Source organism: Curtobacterium sp. 24E2, from assembly GCF_016925595.1.
Classification (GTDB): Bacteria; Actinomycetota; Actinomycetes; order Actinomycetales; family Microbacteriaceae; genus Curtobacterium.
Genome location: NZ_CP068987.1, coordinates 1,978,622 through 1,993,678 on the forward strand (window position 1 = coordinate 1,978,622; position 15,057 = coordinate 1,993,678).

At 66.7% G+C, this 15,057-nt stretch carries 13 protein-coding genes, 3 rRNA genes and 1 pseudogene; 13 read left to right on the forward strand and 4 right to left on the reverse strand.

Annotated elements, in window-relative coordinates:
- Positions 1-144: 144 nt before the first annotated feature.
- Positions 145-1,032 carry a DUF1648 domain-containing protein gene (locus tag JN350_RS09875; RefSeq protein ID WP_240347245.1) on the reverse strand — a complete coding sequence of 296 codons (888 nt, stop codon included), beginning with the start codon at positions 1,030-1,032 and terminating at the stop codon, positions 145-147.
- Positions 1,029-1,379 carry a GntR family transcriptional regulator gene (locus tag JN350_RS09880; RefSeq protein ID WP_205462074.1) on the reverse strand — a complete coding sequence of 117 codons (351 nt, stop codon included), beginning with the start codon at positions 1,377-1,379 and terminating at the stop codon, positions 1,029-1,031. The genes JN350_RS09875 and JN350_RS09880 overlap by 4 nt, the downstream gene beginning before the upstream one ends.
- 154 nt (positions 1,380-1,533) lie before the next feature.
- Between JN350_RS09880 and JN350_RS09885 the strand changes: the two genes are divergently transcribed.
- The 3 genes from JN350_RS09885 (at position 1,534) to JN350_RS09895 (ending at position 3,236) form a co-directional block, all read left to right on the forward strand.
- On the forward strand, positions 1,534-1,701 hold the full coding sequence (locus JN350_RS09885; RefSeq protein WP_159572230.1) for a hypothetical protein: 168 nt from the start codon (positions 1,534-1,536) through the stop codon (positions 1,699-1,701).
- 44 nt (positions 1,702-1,745) lie between these two features.
- On the forward strand, positions 1,746-2,621 hold the full coding sequence (locus JN350_RS09890; RefSeq protein WP_205462075.1) for an alpha/beta fold hydrolase: 876 nt from the start codon (positions 1,746-1,748) through the stop codon (positions 2,619-2,621).
- Positions 2,622-2,720: 99 nt separating this feature from the next.
- Positions 2,721-3,236, forward strand: coding sequence for a hypothetical protein (locus JN350_RS09895; protein WP_205462076.1), 516 nt, complete (start codon positions 2,721-2,723; stop codon positions 3,234-3,236).
- 69 nt (positions 3,237-3,305) lie between these two features.
- Here the strand turns inward: JN350_RS09895 and JN350_RS09900 are convergent, their stop codons facing one another.
- The gene (locus JN350_RS09900) at positions 3,306-3,866 is read right to left on the reverse strand and encodes an aminotransferase-like domain-containing protein (RefSeq protein ID WP_205462077.1); all 561 of its coding nucleotides are present in this window, start codon (positions 3,864-3,866) and stop codon (positions 3,306-3,308) included.
- A gap of 87 nt (positions 3,867-3,953) precedes the next feature.
- Between JN350_RS09900 and JN350_RS09905 the strand changes: the two genes are divergently transcribed.
- Entirely contained in the window at positions 3,954-4,151 is a 198-nt protein-coding gene (locus tag JN350_RS09905; protein ID WP_205462078.1) for a hypothetical protein, read from the forward strand.
- Positions 4,152-4,293: 142 nt separating this feature from the next.
- On the opposite strand, the gene JN350_RS09910 is transcribed toward JN350_RS09905, so the two are convergent.
- Positions 4,294-4,815 (reverse strand): winged helix-turn-helix domain-containing protein, encoded by a 522-nt coding sequence (locus JN350_RS09910; RefSeq protein WP_240347246.1) that lies wholly within the window; start codon positions 4,813-4,815, stop codon positions 4,294-4,296.
- 34 nt (positions 4,816-4,849) lie between these two features.
- Between JN350_RS09910 and JN350_RS09915 the strand changes: the two genes are divergently transcribed.
- From JN350_RS09915 to JN350_RS20180, 9 genes and pseudogenes are all read left to right on the forward strand, one after another.
- The gene (locus tag JN350_RS09915; RefSeq protein ID WP_205462080.1) at positions 4,850-5,584 is read left to right on the forward strand and encodes a pyridoxamine 5'-phosphate oxidase family protein; all 735 of its coding nucleotides are present in this window, start codon (positions 4,850-4,852) and stop codon (positions 5,582-5,584) included.
- 173 nt (positions 5,585-5,757) lie between these two features.
- Positions 5,758-6,708, forward strand: a complete 951-nt coding sequence (locus JN350_RS09920) for a C40 family peptidase (RefSeq protein WP_205462081.1) — start codon at positions 5,758-5,760, stop codon at positions 6,706-6,708.
- A 90-nt stretch (positions 6,709-6,798) separates the two neighbouring features.
- A pseudogene (gene rlmN / locus JN350_RS09925) lies at positions 6,799-8,030 on the forward strand (dual-specificity RNA methyltransferase RlmN).
- 413 nt (positions 8,031-8,443) lie between these two features.
- A 16S ribosomal RNA gene (locus tag JN350_RS09930) occupies positions 8,444-9,965 on the forward strand.
- 428 nt (positions 9,966-10,393) lie between these two features.
- A 23S ribosomal RNA gene (locus JN350_RS09935) occupies positions 10,394-13,519 on the forward strand.
- A 148-nt stretch (positions 13,520-13,667) separates the two neighbouring features.
- Positions 13,668-13,784 (forward strand): 5S ribosomal RNA (gene rrf / locus JN350_RS09940).
- Together the 16S, 23S and 5S rRNA genes form the textbook arrangement of a ribosomal RNA operon.
- A 96-nt stretch (positions 13,785-13,880) precedes the next feature.
- On the forward strand, positions 13,881-14,543 hold the full coding sequence (locus JN350_RS20170) for an ROK family transcriptional regulator (RefSeq protein ID WP_275897972.1): 663 nt from the start codon (positions 13,881-13,883) through the stop codon (positions 14,541-14,543).
- A complete protein-coding gene (locus JN350_RS20175) occupies positions 14,510-14,740 on the forward strand; it encodes an ROK family protein (RefSeq protein ID WP_275897973.1) in 231 nt (76 codons plus the stop codon). The genes JN350_RS20170 and JN350_RS20175 overlap by 34 nt, the downstream gene beginning before the upstream one ends.
- A gap of 10 nt (positions 14,741-14,750) precedes the next feature.
- Positions 14,751-15,035: a hypothetical protein gene (locus JN350_RS20180; protein ID WP_275897974.1), complete on the forward strand. Its 285-nt coding sequence runs from the start codon at positions 14,751-14,753 to the stop codon at positions 15,033-15,035.
- The last annotated feature ends 22 nt before the right edge of the window (positions 15,036-15,057 follow it).

Genomic DNA, 15,057 nt, shown 5'->3' on the forward strand with positions numbered 1-15,057 from the left:
CGGCGCGCGGCCGACGAGATCTGTCGCCTTCGCGGCACACACCGCCACCCCGACCGGGAGGCCCGGCGCAGCCCCGTCAGGCCGGCGTGCGGTGGGCGAGCAGTGCGCCCAGGGCCGCGGCCCCGCCCGCAGCGTCCGGCACCGTCACCATCCGCGCCTGCCCGCCGCGAAGACGTGCCACGAGGCCCGGCCCGGACCGCACCACGTAGGCGACCCCACGGCCGGAGAACCGGTAGCCCCAGCCGCCCCACTGTCCGGGGAGACGTCCTCCCACCCGCAGGACTCGATCCGCTCGAGCGGGACGCGCATGAGCGGGATGCGGGTCCAGGTCGAGGTCAGGCGCATCCCGCGACGGTCCACGGTGAGCTCCACCCGGGCGAGCACCAGCACGGCGAGCCCGGCGACGACCAACACCGCTCCGGACGCGACGGCCGTGCCGAGGCTCGCCGGGGCCGTCGCGAGCCCCGTGCCGATCCCGAGTCCGACCACGACGGCCCCGAGCGCCGCGAACCAGCGACTGCCGATGCGGGCGCTCCACGCGACCCGCGTGTCCGACCCGATGCGCAGCGGTTCGACGTCGTGCGCCGGCACCGGGGGAGCCGTCCGGACGAGCGCGACGACCGGGACCGCGGCGATGACCGCGCTGACGGCCAGGAACGGCACGGCCCACCAGCCGGACAGCGTCCCGTCGCCGACCGTGTTCGTCGCGGCGAGCACGATCCAGGCGGTGCCCAGGCTGCCGGCGAACAGGTTGGCGACGAGCACCAGGGTGGCGCCGGTCCGGCGGTCGGGCATCCGCAGCGCCGCGAACGCCAGGGCCACGGCGCCGGCGGTCACCGCGAGCGTGAGCCAGAACACCGGCCAGGGCGAACTCCAGCCGTCCGCGGTGCCGTCGGCCCCGAAGTGGACGGCCATGCGGTCCGGCAGGCTCGGTGCGGCGACGAGGGCCGTGACCACCAGGGCCAGCAACACCCCCATCCCGGGTGCCACCACAGCCAGGCGAGTCCTCGCGTGCATCGGTCGGTTCGTCATCGTGCCCCCTTGATCATCGTGAACAGGTCGTCGAGCGGGACCCCGAGCGTGTCTGCCTGGTCGCGCAGCTCGTCCACGAGCGTGCGCAGCCGGTCGAACGACGCGTTGCCCGATCGCAAGACCGTTGCTCCGCGACCCCGCCGCAGTTCGATCAGTCCCTCGTCCTGCAGCTGTGCGTAGGCGCGCAGCACCGTGTGCATGTTGACGTCGACCGCGGCGGCGAGGTCGCGCGCCGCCGGCAGGCGTTCCCCGCTCGCGAGGTCTCCGCGTGCGATCGCGTACCGGATCTGCGACGCGACCTGTTCGGCGAGGGTGGCCCGCGCGGTCGGGTCGACGGTGATCAACATGTTCGCATTGTATGCGAACAATCCCGCTGGCGCGAGGGTCCTGGTGGCGCGCTCTCCGGCCTTTGGCCATGGAACGCAGGCCCCCGTCCGGGGGTACGGCGTCCGGGTACTTTCGGCTGCAGCGAACCACTCGCGATTCAGGGAGAAAACCACGATGACGAACTACGAATCCGCCGACGGGGTGGAGCCCGTCCAGGTCACCACCTACCGTCTCGTCCGCAAGGCCGCCCGACGTGGTTGGGCCGTGCCCACCGACGAGGCCGAACCGTCCCTCGCCGACCTCGTGAGCACTCGCGGCTCCGCGCGCCCCGAGGCCCGCTGACCGCTCCGCCGACACCGCACGGTCGCGCGCAGTATCGTCGGGCAATGCCCCCTTCGACCCGAGCGGTCACCCGTGGCGTCGAGGTCGGGACCCGAGGCTCCGACACCGGCGTCCCCGTGCTCGTCCTGCACGGCAGTCCCGGCGGGATCGACGTCGCCGAGCTGATGGCCGGCTTCCTGCCGTCGGAGGACTTCCGGGTGGTCACGGTGTCGCGGCCCGGCTACCTCGGCACCCGGCTCGACGCCGAGCGCCCCACCATCGACGACGAGGCCGACCAGCTCGCCGGTGTCCTTGACGGACTCGGCATCGACCGGGTCGGTGTGCTGGCGTGGTCGGGTGGCGCCCCGGCCGCGTACCGCCTGGCGGTCCGACACCCGGACCGGACCAGGGCACTCGCCGTCGCCTCCGGGGTGTCGAGTCGCTGGGTCCCGGGGCCGGCCGGACCCGCCGAACGGCTCGTGAGCGGCACCCCGTTCGGTGCGGGTCTGGCAGCCGTCGCAGCACGCCTCGCCCCGGCTGCCGCGGCACGCGCTGCGGTGGCCGGCGTGAGCACCCTGCGTGGCGGAGCCCTGCGGGAACACGTCGCCGGCGTCATGGCCGACCCGGAGCGGCGGGCGTTCCTGCTCGGCCTCGCCCGGACGGGCAACTCTTCCGGGCCCAGACGCGTCGGCTGGGACAACGACGTGCGCCAGCTCGCGGCCGTCGAGTCGCTCGACCTCGGCGCCGTCCGGACCCCGACGCTCCTGGTGCACGGGGACGCCGACGCCGAGGTCGTGCACGACGACAGCGCCCGTGCGGCCGCAGCGATCCCCGGCGCGGAGCTCGTCACGCTGCCGGGTGGCACGCACTTCGCGCTCTGGGACCACCGCGACGCCGCCGCCGTGCAAGCACGGGTGCGCGCACACCTGCAGCAGCACTGACCACCGGCTCGCCCCGCCTGCTCACGATCCGGTTTCGACGAGGTCTCGATCGCGACACGACGCCCCGTGCGTGACCACGGCGCTGCCACGATGGCGGGTATGGCTTCCCTCCGACTCGTCCTGCCCGTCGTCGTCGGTGCGCTGCTCGCGTCCCTCGCCCTGTCCGGTTGCTCCGCCGACGCCTCGTCGACACCGACGCCGACCTCGTCGAGCGCCCGGTCGGCGGACGCAGCGGTGGACGCGCCGGCGGCGTCCCCCACGGTGGACCCGATGGAGGAGGACCTGAGCGCTGCGGCTGTCTGCGGGCAGATCAGCGCGCTGTCGACGATCGCCCTGAACGCCTCGGACGGTCGTTCCCGCGGTGCCCTGACCGAGGCGCAGTACGAGGCACTGATCGCGGCAGAGCGCTTCGGGTACGAGCACCTGTCGAGCAGCGACGACCGGCTCGACAACGCCATCGACTACGCGCGCGAGTACCTCGACGCCCACCCGGCACCCACGTCGGGGCCGGCGCTCGAGGGCAGCCCCGAGTGGGAGCTCGTCGGGCGCACCCTGAACACCGCGTGCCAGCAGGCCGGATCGAACGTGGTCGCGACCGCGCAGTCCGGCGGCTGATCGCGACTGCCCCGGCGGCCAGAGCCCACCGGGACGCCACGGGCACCAGGGTCACCGGGGTCGCCCGGGTCACACAACGGTCTCGGCCCGCTCGACCGCCCCGATCACCGCGTCCAGCGCCCGGTCCAGCTCCGGCGCCGTCACCGCCCCGTACCCCAGCACGACCCCGGCCGGCGTGCTGCCCGGAGCCAGCCCGTACTCCTCGAGCGTCGAGACGAGCACGCCGGCACCGGCCATCCGCGCGGCGACCTCCTGCCCGGTCGCCGGACCCGACCACACGACCACGGCGTGCAGTCCGCCGGTCAGGGCACGGGCCTCCAGTCCGGCGACGCCGTCGAGCCGGGCCGCGATCCGGGCGCGACGGTGCGTGTAGTCCCGCCGGACCCGGCCGAGGTGCCGGCGGAGCGCACCGGTCCGGAGCAGGTGGGCGAGTGCGACCTGCACGGGCTCGGCGACGACCGCACCGCGGGCGCGACGGGCAGCGAGCACCGCGTCGGCGACCCCGGCCCCGGACCCGGACCCGGACCCGGACCCGGCCCCGGCCGGCCCGCCTGCCGCCCCGGGCAGCACGACGTAGGAGCAGCGCAGCCGCGGGTCGAGCGTCTTCGAGAACCCGCCGACGTGCAGCACCACCCCTCGGCGTCGAGCGCCGCGAGGGCGGGCACCGGGCTGCCGCGGTGCCGGAACTCCGAGTCGTAGTCGTCCTCGACCACGAGCGTGCCCGTCGCCGCAGCCCAGGCGAGCAACCGCTGCCGTCGTGCCACCGGCATCACCGAGCCGAGCGGGTACTGGTGCGTCGGTGTGACGAGCACGACGTCGACCGGCGGTGCGGCGGTCAGGGCGTCGAGGTCCATCCCGTCGTCGTCGAGCGGGATGCCGATCACGGTCCCGCCCGCGCTGAGCACCGCACGCTGACCGGTCCGGTACCCCGGGTCCTCGACCGCGAACACGGGTGCGCGACCGAGGTGCACGCGGAGCGCCTCGGTGACGAGCGACAACGCCTCGGAGGTCCCTGCGGTCAGCAGCACCCGGTCGACCGACGGGGCGAACCCGCGGCTCAGGCCGAGCTGTGCGACCACCTGCGCTCGGAGTTCCACCGTGCCGAGGGGTCCGCGACCGCGTTCCGCAGTGGGGCGTCGGCCGCCGCCCGCCACGCCGCACGCCAGTCCCGCTGCGCGATCGCGGTGACGGCGGGGACCCCGGGGCGGCAGTCGATGAGCCGGGCTGCGGTGGCTGACGCTGACGCCGCCGTCGCACCCGGGCCGGTCGCGGTCGGCAGCACACGAGGACCGGCCGCATCCGGGAAAGCCGAGCCGGTTGCTCCACCCGCGGCGCCGGCCGCGGCGAGCACCCGCGCCACCGCACCGTGCCGCGTCCGGATCCAGCCCTCGCCGTCGAGCTGCTCGTAGGCGGCGACGACCGTGCCGCGTGCGACGCCGAGCTCGGCGGCCAACGCCCGGGTCGAGGGCAGCGGATCGCCCTCGCGCAGCGTGCCGTCGTGGACCATCCGGCGGATGCGCGCGACCACCCCTGCGGTCTTGCCGGACTGGTCCACCACGATCACCTCGATCTGGTCCACGCACTGGACCACTGTCGAACCTAGCGTGGCCCGTATGAGCACCCCGAACCCCGCCGACGGCCCCGACCTGCGCGTCCGACGCATCCGCGAGCGCCAGTCCGACGACCCCGCCGTCCTCCGGGCGATCCTCGCCGAGGCACACCTCGCCCACGTCGGGTTCGTCCGCGGCGGCCACCCGATCGTCCTGCCCTTCCTGTGCGGCGTCGGCGACCTCGGCGCCGGCCCGGTCCTGCTGCTGCACGGCTCGACCGGCGGCGGCCTCTTCCTCGAAGCAGGTGCCGCCGGCGTGCAGGTCGCAGCGACGGTCACGCACCTGGACGGGCTCGTGTTCGCCCGTTCGACCTTCGACAGCTCCGCGAACTACCGCAGCGCGATGATCGCGGGCGTCGCGACGGTCGTGCCGCCCGAACTCCGCACCGAGGCGCTCTGGCAGGTCTCCGACCACCTGATGCCCGGCCGCCGCGACGAGGTCCGCGAGATGACCCCGAAGGAGGTCCGCGCCACCCAGGTCCTGCAGCTGCCCCTCGACCGCGCGAGTGTGAAGGTCCGGTTCCAGGGCAACGGCGAGGCCGCGGACGACGGCGAGGACCACACGGTCTGGGCCGGCGTGCTGCCGCTCGCGGTCCGCGCCGGCGTCCCGGTACCGGGGGACATCTCGGGGGACGCCCCGGTCGACGCGTCCGTCGTGGCGCTGGCGGCTCGCCTCGACCGCCTGTCGTCCGACCGGGAGGCCCGGATCGCCGCCGTCATGCGGGTCGCGCCCGTCTGAGGCCGGGTCCTCGGGCCCCCTGGCCGCTGATCCGCCGCATCTGAGCGACCTGCGAGGATCGTCCGTTCCTGTGACGAGCCGCAGGAACACTCCGGGACTGCCCAGCCTCGGTCCGCCCCGTGACCAATACGTTACTTTCCGGATCGCCCAGCGGTCCCGACCCGGAAGGACCCATGGGACGCCACGCCCTGCCTGCAGCAGCCGATGACCGAGAGCCCTCGCGAGGGACCCCGCAGACCGCGGTGGAACCCGCTCCGGCGTCGCCGCAACCGCAGCTGTCCCGCCCGCGTGGTCGTCGCTCGGCCCTCGGTCCGGCCGCCGCCCGGGCCACGTTCGTGGAGCACCCGAAGCCGACCCGCACCGTCCGGATGCAGCCGCGTCCGCTCCCAGTCGCTTCGAGCGCCGGTGCGGCCGTCCTGAGCCGGAAGGCCGTCCTGCGCGCCGAGCGGGCCGTCGACCCGCGGCACATCCGCCGCACCGCGAACGCCAAGCGTGCCGCGATCCTGCTCGCACCGGCGATCGCCGTGACCTCGAGCCTGACCCTGGCCGTGCCGGCGAACGCGGCGACCCCGGCCGAGACGCAGCAGGGCACGACGACCTCGCAGGCCGCGCAGACCTTCACCGTGGCACACGACGTCAAGGTCCCCGTCGTCACGACCGACGGTATGACCACCACGACCACGGTCGTGTCGTACCCGACGCTCGACCTGCGCTTCGGGGTGACGACGGCCCAGGCGCAGTCGGCCCTGTCGGCGGCGTTGTCCGCCGGCGGCGACCGCGCCACCATCGTCGAGACCGCTCTGCAGTACATGGGGGACCCGTACGTCGAGGGCGGCGCGAGCCACGAGGGCATCGACTGCTCCGGCCTGACGATGGTCGCGTACGCGGCAGTCGGCATCCCGCTCGTGCACTACGTCCCGACGCAGGACGCCGCGGCGACGACGATCCCGGAGTCCGAGGCGCTGCCCGGCGACCTGGTCGTGTACGACGACGAGGACCACGTCGGGCTGTACCTCGGTCAGGGACTCGTGCTGCAGGCACCGCACCCGGGCGAGGTCGTCGACATCGTGCCGATGTACTCGGCCGCGCACCACTTCGCGCGCCTGCTGCCCGCCGGCAGCTGATCCGACGCAGGCGGGGCCGTCGACGGTGGCCATCCCGGCCACCGGAGGGTCCGGCACCGACGTGTCACGGGCCTCCCGTATCCTGGCCTGATGGCTTCCGACACCCGTACCCCGTTCGAACAGCAGCAGTCTGCTCGTCCGCAGGTGCGCCCGCGCACCGAGGGCTGGAAGCAGGCGACCGACACCGACGGCCGTCCGCTGCTGCAGTTCGCGTCGCCGAAGCGCGGCAAGCCGCCCGTCCACCTCGCCGACCTGACGGCCGAGGAGCGCGAGGCACGCGTCAAGGAACTCGGGCTGCCGGGCTTCCGCGCGAGGCAGCTCGCGACCCACTACTTCACGCACTACACGTCCGACCCGGACAAGATGACCGACCTGCCGGCAGCCCAGCGCGAGCAGCTCGTCGCCGGGATGCTGCCGCCCCTGCTGACCGAGACCCGGCGCCTGGCGACGGACAACGGCGACACGATCAAGTTCCTGTGGAAGCTGCACGACGGCGCCCTGGTCGAGTCGGTGCTCATGCGGTACCCGGGCCGCATCACGCTCTGCGTCTCGTCGCAGGCCGGCTGCGGCATGAACTGCCCGTTCTGCGCCACCGGCCAGGCAGGGCTGACCCGCAACATGTCGACCGCCGAGATCATCGAGCAGATCGTGCGGGCCAACGCGGCCATCGCCGCGGGGAGCTCGGGGGCGATCCCCGCAAGGGTGGCAAGGACCGCGTCGACGCCGAGCGCGTGACGAACATCGTGTTCATGGGCATGGGGGAGCCGCTCGCCAACTACAAGCGGGTGATGGACGCCGTGCGGCTCATGGTCGCGCCGCAGCCGAACGGCCTCGGCATGAGCGCCCGCGGCATCACGATCTCGACCGTCGGACTGGTTCCCGCGATCCTCAAGCTGGCGGACGAGAACATCCCGGTGACCTTCGCGCTGTCGCTGCACGCTCCTGACGACGAACTCCGCGACGAGCTCATCCCGGTGAACTCGCGCTGGAAGGCCGACGAGGCGATCGACGCCGCACACAACTACTACGTCAAGACGGGCCGTCGTGTCTCGATCGAGTACGCGCTCATCAAGGACATGAACGACCACGCCTGGCGTGCGGACCTGCTCGCCGAGAAGCTCAACAAGCGCGGCAAGGGCTGGGTGCACGTCAACCCGATCCCGCTCAACCCGACGCCCGGCTCCGTGTGGACCTCGTCCGAGGTGCACGTGCAGGACGAGTTCGTCCGCCGGCTCAACGCCGCGGGCATCCCGACGACCCTGCGCGACACCCGCGGCAAGGAGATCGACGGGGCCTGCGGGCAGCTCGCTGCAGCGGAGTAGCCCCGCCGCCGACGATCATTCCCGGGCCGACACGCCCGGGAGGAACCACGGTTGGCGAGGCCTCCGGAGCCTGTGTAGTGTTACCTCTCGTTGCCACGGCGGCGGAGAACGGAACGGCTGAGACGGTCACTGGGTTTACTCGGGGATCTTGTCCGCCAGGGTTCTTCCCCGGGCAGCGGATTCACCAGCCTCTCTGGCGGAGCATCTTCGGGTGTCGAGTGGGGGAGTGCGTCTGGTCCTTGAGAACTCAACAGCGTGCACATTGTCAATGCCAATTTATTGATTGACCTCGTGCCTGGTCGGCTTGCTGACTGGGTCATGATGCAATTCCTTTTGGATTGAAGATTGTCAGTTGACAGTCAACAGTCAGAATCAACTCGGTCTGATGCCTTCGGGTGTTGGGCCTGTATTTTTTTACGGAGAGTTTGATCCTGGCTCAGGACGAACGCTGGCGGCGTGCTTAACACATGCAAGTCGAACGATGATGCCCAGCTTGCTGGGTGGATTAGTGGCGAACGGGTGAGTAACACGTGAGTAACCTGCCCCTGACTCTGGGATAAGCGTTGGAAACGACGTCTAATACTGGATATGATCACTGGCCGCATGGTCTGGTGGTGGAAAGATTTTTTGGTTGGGGATGGACTCGCGGCCTATCAGCTTGTTGGTGAGGTAATGGCTCACCAAGGCGACGACGGGTAGCCGGCCTGAGAGGGTGACCGGCCACACTGGGACTGAGACACGGCCCAGACTCCTACGGGAGGCAGCAGTGGGGAATATTGCACAATGGGCGAAAGCCTGATGCAGCAACGCCGCGTGAGGGATGACGGCCTTCGGGTTGTAAACCTCTTTTAGTAGGGAAGAAGCGAAAGTGACGGTACCTGCAGAAAAAGCACCGGCTAACTACGTGCCAGCAGCCGCGGTAATACGTAGGGTGCAAGCGTTGTCCGGAATTATTGGGCGTAAAGAGCTCGTAGGCGGTTTGTCGCGTCTGCTGTGAAATCCCGAGGCTCAACCTCGGGCTTGCAGTGGGTACGGGCAGACTAGAGTGCGGTAGGGGAGATTGGAATTCCTGGTGTAGCGGTGGAATGCGCAGATATCAGGAGGAACACCGATGGCGAAGGCAGATCTCTGGGCCGTAACTGACGCTGAGGAGCGAAAGCATGGGGAGCGAACAGGATTAGATACCCTGGTAGTCCATGCCGTAAACGTTGGGCGCTAGATGTAGGGACCTTTCCACGGTTTCTGTGTCATAGCTAACGCATTAAGCGCCCCGCCTGGGGAGTACGGCCGCAAGGCTAAAACTCAAAGGAATTGACGGGGGCCCGCACAAGCGGCGGAGCATGCGGATTAATTCGATGCAACGCGAAGAACCTTACCAAGGCTTGACATACACCGGAAACGGCCAGAGATGGTCGCCCCCTTGTGGTCGGTGTACAGGTGGTGCATGGTTGTCGTCAGCTCGTGTCGTGAGATGTTGGGTTAAGTCCCGCAACGAGCGCAACCCTCGTTCTATGTTGCCAGCGGGTTATGCCGGGGACTCATAGGAGACTGCCGGGGTCAACTCGGAGGAAGGTGGGGATGACGTCAAATCATCATGCCCCTTATGTCTTGGGCTTCACGCATGCTACAATGGCCGGTACAAAGGGCTGCGATACCGTAAGGTGGAGCGAATCCCAAAAAGCCGGTCTCAGTTCGGATTGAGGTCTGCAACTCGACCTCATGAAGTCGGAGTCGCTAGTAATCGCAGATCAGCAACGCTGCGGTGAATACGTTCCCGGGCCTTGTACACACCGCCCGTCAAGTCATGAAAGTCGGTAACACCCGAAGCCGGTGGCCTAACCCTTGTGGAAGGAGCCGTCGAAGGTGGGATCGGTGATTAGGACTAAGTCGTAACAAGGTAGCCGTACCGGAAGGTGCGGCTGGATCACCTCCTTTCTAAGGAGCATCTGGCCTCGTGTGCCCTTCGGGGTGGGCGTGGTCCAGGCGCCGAGTAACCCGAACGTGGTTGCCGGTAGCTCATGGGTGGAACATTGACAGTGCAGTTGGGAGTGATGCTTCCGACCTCAGTACGCTCTGCTTGCAGGGTTGGGACGGGTTGGGGTGGAGCTGCCGGCTGGTGCACGTTGTTGGGTCCTGAGGGACCAGGCTTCCTGCTGACATGAGAGTGTCTGGTGGGGGTTGGGCCTGCGGGTCCTTCGTTGGGCTGCATGAAGCATCGTCGTTGGATGGTGGGGAGTGTGGTGCCGATCGTATGTTGAGAACTACACAGTGGACGCGAGCATCTTTGATTCGCGTCATCCAATCGACCGGGGTCTTCGGACTGATGGTTGTGGGTGATGACGGATCGCAATTTTAATCTTTGTGGTCAAGTTTCTAAGAGCAAACGGTGGATGCCTTGGCATCTGGAGCCGAAGAAGGACGTAGAAATCTGCGATAAGCCTCGGGGAGCTGATAATCGAGCCCTGATCCGAGGATCTCCGAATGGGGAAACCCCGCTGGGCGCTTTTGTGACCTGGTGACTCCCGCCTGAATATATAGGGCGGGTAGAGGGAACGTGGGGAAGTGAAACATCTCAGTACCCACAGGAAGAGAAAACAACATGTGATTCCGTGAGTAGTGGCGAGCGAAAGCGGATGAGGCTAAACCGATCATGTGTGATAGCCGGCGGGCGTTGCATGGTCGGGGTTGTGGGACACGTCACTCAGTTCTGCCGGACTGGGGCGGTTACAGCGCATCATAGTCGAACCGGTTTGAAAGCCGGGCCGTAGTGGGTGCCAGCCCCGTAGACGAAATGGTGTTATGGCCGGATGTGTATCCCAAGTAGCACGGGGCCCGAGAAATCCCGTGTGAATCTGTCAGGACCACCTGATAAGCCTAAATACTCCCAGATGACCGATAGCGGACAAGTACCGTGAGGGAAAGGTGAAAAGTACCCCGGGAGGGGAGTGAAATAGTACCTGAAACCGTTTGCTTACAAACCGTCGGAGCCTCCTTAGTAGGGGTGACGGCGTGCCTTTTGAAGAATGAGCCTGCGAGTTAGTGATATGTGGCGAGGTTAACCCGTGTGGGGCAGCCGTAGCGAAAGCGAGTCTGAATAGGGCGTTTGAGTCGCATGTTCTAGACCCGAAGCGAAGTGATCTATCCATGGCCAGGTTGAAGCGACGGTAAGACGTCGTGGAGGACCGAACCCACTTCAGTTGAAAATGGAGGGGATGAGCTGTGGATAGGGGTGAAAGGCCAATCAAACTTCGTGATAGTTGGTTCTCTCCGAAATGCATTTAGGTGCAGCGTTGCGTGTTTCTCGCCGGAGGTAGAGCTACTGGATGGCCGATGGGCCTCAACAGGTTACTGACGTCAGCCAAACTCCGAATGCCGGTGAGTGAGAGCGCAGCAGTGAGACGGTGGGGGATAAGCTTCATCGTCGAGAGGGAAACAACCCAGACTACCAACTAAGGTCCCTAAGCGTGTGCTAAGTGGGAAAGGATGTGGAGTTGCATAGACAACCAGGAGGTTGGCTTAGAAGCAGCCACCCTTGAAAGAGTGCGTAATAGCTCACTGGTCAAGTGATTCCGCGCCGACAATGTAACGGGGCTCAAGCACACCACCGAAGTTGTAGATTTCGCACATTGACAAGCCTTCGTGGTTCAGTCGTGCGGAGTGGTAGGAGAGCGTCGTGTGGCGAGTGAAGCGGCGGAGTGATCCAGCCGTGGACGCTACACGAGTGAGAATGCAGGCATGAGTAGCGAAAGACGGGTGAGAAACCCGTCCTCCGAAAGACCAAGGGTTCCAGGGCCAGGTTAATCCGCCCTGGGTAAGTCGGGACCTAAGGCGAGGCCGACAGGCGTAGTCGATGGACAACGGGTTGATATTCCCGTACCGGCGAACAACCGCCCAAGCTAATCCAGTGGTGCTAAGAGTCCTAACCCGGACGACCGGATCCCTTCGGGGTGATGGTGGCCGGTCTAACGCTCGACCCCATGCTGGTGCGGTTAGCGTATGAACAGGTGTGACGCAGGAAGGTAGCTGAGCCAGGCGATGGTATCCGTAAGGTGAACCTGGTGTAAGGATGTAGGGCTGACGATAGGCAAATCCGTCGTCTGTGTGCCTGAGATCCGACGCGTACCCGTAAGGGGAAATCAGTGATCCTATGCTGCCGAGAAAAGCATCGACGCGAGGTTGCAGCCGCCCGTACCCGAAACCGACTCAGGTGGTCAGGTAGAGAATACCAAGGAGATCGAGAGAATCGTGGTTAAGGAACTCGGCAAAATGCCCCCGTAACTTCGGGAGAAGGGGGCCGGACACGTGACCGGATTTACTCCGTGAGCGTTGAAGGCCGCAGAGACCAGTGGGAAGCGACTGTTTACTAAAAACACAGGTCCGTGCGAAGTCGCAAGACGATGTATACGGACTGACGCCTGCCCGGTGCTGGAAGGTTAAGAGGAAGGGTTAGCCTTTGGGCGAAGCTCTGAATTTAAGCCCCAGTAAACGGCGGTGGTAACTATAACCATCCTAAGGTAGCGAAATTCCTTGTCGGGTAAGTTCCGACCTGCACGAATGGCGTAACGACTTCCCAGCTGTCTCAACCGCGAACTCGGCGAAATTGCACTACGAGTAAAGATGCTCGTTACGCGCAGCAGGACGGAAAGACCCCGTGACCTTTACTACAGTTTGGTATTGGTGTTCGGTGTGGCTTGTGTAGGATAGGTGGGAGACTGTGAAGCGGGCACGCTAGTGTTCGTGGAGTCATTGTTGAAATACCACTCTGGTCACTCTGGATGTCTAACGTAGGACCCTGATCGGGTTCATGGACAGTGCCTGATGGGTAGTTTAACTGGGGCGGTTGCCTCCCAAAGAGTAACGGAGGCGCCCAAAGGTTCCCTCAACCTGGTTGGCAATCAGGTGGCGAGTGTAAGTGCACAAGGGAGCTTGACTGTGAGACTGACAGGTCGAGCAGGGACGAAAGTCGGGACTAGTGATCCGGCAGTGGCTTGTGGAAGCGCTGTCGCTCAACGGATAAAAGGTACCTCGGGGATAACAGGCTGATCTTGCCCAAGAGTCCATATCGACGGCATGGTTTGGCACCTCGATGTCGGCTCGTCGCATCCTGGGGCTGGAGTAGGTCCCAAGGGTTGGGCTGTTCGCCCATTAAAGCGGTACGCGAGCTGGGTTTAGAACGTCGTGAGACAGTTCGGTCCCTATCCGCTGCGCGCGTTGGAAATTTGAGAAGATCTATCCCTAGTACGAGAGGACCGGGATGGACGAACCTCTGGTGTGTCAGTTGTTCTGCCAAGGGCACCGCTGATTAGCTATGTTCGGACCGGATAACCGCTGAAAGCATCTAAGCGGGAAGCCGTCTTCGAGATGAGATTTCCATGCACCTTGAGTGTGAGAGGCTCCCAGCAGACTACTGGGTTGATAGGCCGGATGTGGAAGCGGGGACTAACGACCCGTGGAGCTGACCGGTACTAATAAGCCGAAGACTTGATAACACACTGATTTCCCGCACCTTTGCGTGTGGGGCTCGCGTCCACTTTGTGGTTCCCGACAGACGATCGGGAATCAAACTGAATACACCGCTCTGCCCATTCGTGGGCAGCAGTCGGAACATGTTTGAGACCAGTTCATGGTCGATAGTGTTCCGGTGGTCATAGCGAGAGGGAAACGCCCGGTCACATTCCGAACCCGGAAGCTAAGCCTCTCAGCGCCGATGGTACTGCAAGGGGGACCTTGTGGGAGAGTAGGACGCCGCCGGACTTACCGTAGTAACACCAGGGAACCCCTGACCAGCACTGGTCAGGGGTTTTCTGCGTTTCCGGGCAGGCCGTAGGATCAGCCGACGACGGAGGAACGATGACCGAAGCCTGGCCGGCACTGCCCGAGGGTTCCCGCTTGGCACTGCGGGAGATCCTCATCCACGGCACGCTTTCGCGAGCGGAGATCGCTCGGTCACTCGGGCTGTCGCGGGCGAGCCTGACCCGGGCGATGCGGATCCTCGTGGCACACCGGCTCGTGGTCGAGGTCGGCACCGACGTTCGTGGGGCCACCGGTCGACCGTCGGAGCTGTTGCAGTCGAGTTCGGGGCAGTGGGAGTTCCTCGGCGTCAAGCTGACCCGGGAGCAATTGTACGCCGCGGTGACCGACCTGGGTGGACGGGTCCTCGCGCTGCACGAGGAGACCGTCCCGTCGACCGTCCCGGACGACCTCGCCGACCAGATCAGCGCCGTGCACGAGCGCCTCCGTGCCGCGCACCCCGCGATCTGCGCCGTCGGGGTGTCCCTGCCCGGCGATGTCCTCACCCGGGGCGGCGAGGCCGTCGTCGCCGCGTCGCCGTTCCTCGGGTGGACCGACGTCCCGTTCGCACGGATGGTCCGGGAGCGAACCGTGCTCGCAGCCTTCACGGCGAACGACGTCCACGCCCTGACCGTCAAGGAGCACTGGTTCGGTGCCGGCGCCGGCCGGGGTCCATGGCCCTGGTCACGGTGGGTGAAGGGCTCGGCCTCGGGCTCATCGTGAACGGGCAGGTCTCCACCGGTGAGCACGGGCGACTCGGTCGGATCGGGCACCTTCCGGTCCTCGGTGGTGGGCCCGACTGCGGCATCGGGCACGCGGGGTGTGCCTCGAGCTACCTGCCGAGTCCGGTCATCGTGCGGAACGCCGGGCGCGAGGGATCGTCGTACGAGCAGGTCGTCGAGCCTCGCGCGGAACGGTGACGAGCAGGCCGTGGCGGCGTTCGAGGACGCCGGACGAGCACTCGGTGTCGTCCTGGCCACCGCGGTGCACATCGCCGACCCTGCCGCGATCGTCCTGACCGGCGACGGGCTGCCGGTGTACGACCTGGCGCGGACCACGGTGGACGACTCGCTCCGTGCGGCCCTGGCTCCGTACCGGCAGCCGGTGACCGTCGAGGTGCAGCCGTTCGAGTTCTCGGAGTGGGCGCGAGCGGGGCGGTCCTCGCGATCCGGCAGCTGCTCGAGACCTGATGCGGCACCACTGACTGCGCGTTAGTTACACACGTTGACAAACACTT

Bases quoted from the DNA above. Each gene is read 5' to 3' on its own strand.
- JN350_RS09920 (WP_205462081.1), top strand. From the start codon at position 5,758: ATGGGACGCCACGCCCTGCCTGCAGCAGCCGATGACCGAGAGCCCTCG.
- JN350_RS09885 (WP_159572230.1), top strand. From the start codon at position 1,534: ATGACGAACTACGAATCCGCCGACGGGGTGGAGCCCGTCCAGGTCACC.
- JN350_RS09915 (WP_205462080.1), top strand. From the start codon at position 4,850: ATGAGCACCCCGAACCCCGCCGACGGCCCCGACCTGCGCGTCCGACGC.
- JN350_RS09875 (WP_240347245.1), bottom strand. From the start codon at position 1,032: ATGACGAACCGACCGATGCACGCGAGGACTCGCCTGGCTGTGGTGGCA.
- JN350_RS09895 (WP_205462076.1), top strand. From the start codon at position 2,721: ATGGCTTCCCTCCGACTCGTCCTGCCCGTCGTCGTCGGTGCGCTGCTC.
- JN350_RS09880 (WP_205462074.1), bottom strand. From the start codon at position 1,379: ATGTTGATCACCGTCGACCCGACCGCGCGGGCCACCCTCGCCGAACAG.
- JN350_RS20170 (WP_275897972.1), top strand. From the start codon at position 13,881: ATGACCGAAGCCTGGCCGGCACTGCCCGAGGGTTCCCGCTTGGCACTG.
- JN350_RS09890 (WP_205462075.1), top strand. From the start codon at position 1,746: ATGCCCCCTTCGACCCGAGCGGTCACCCGTGGCGTCGAGGTCGGGACC.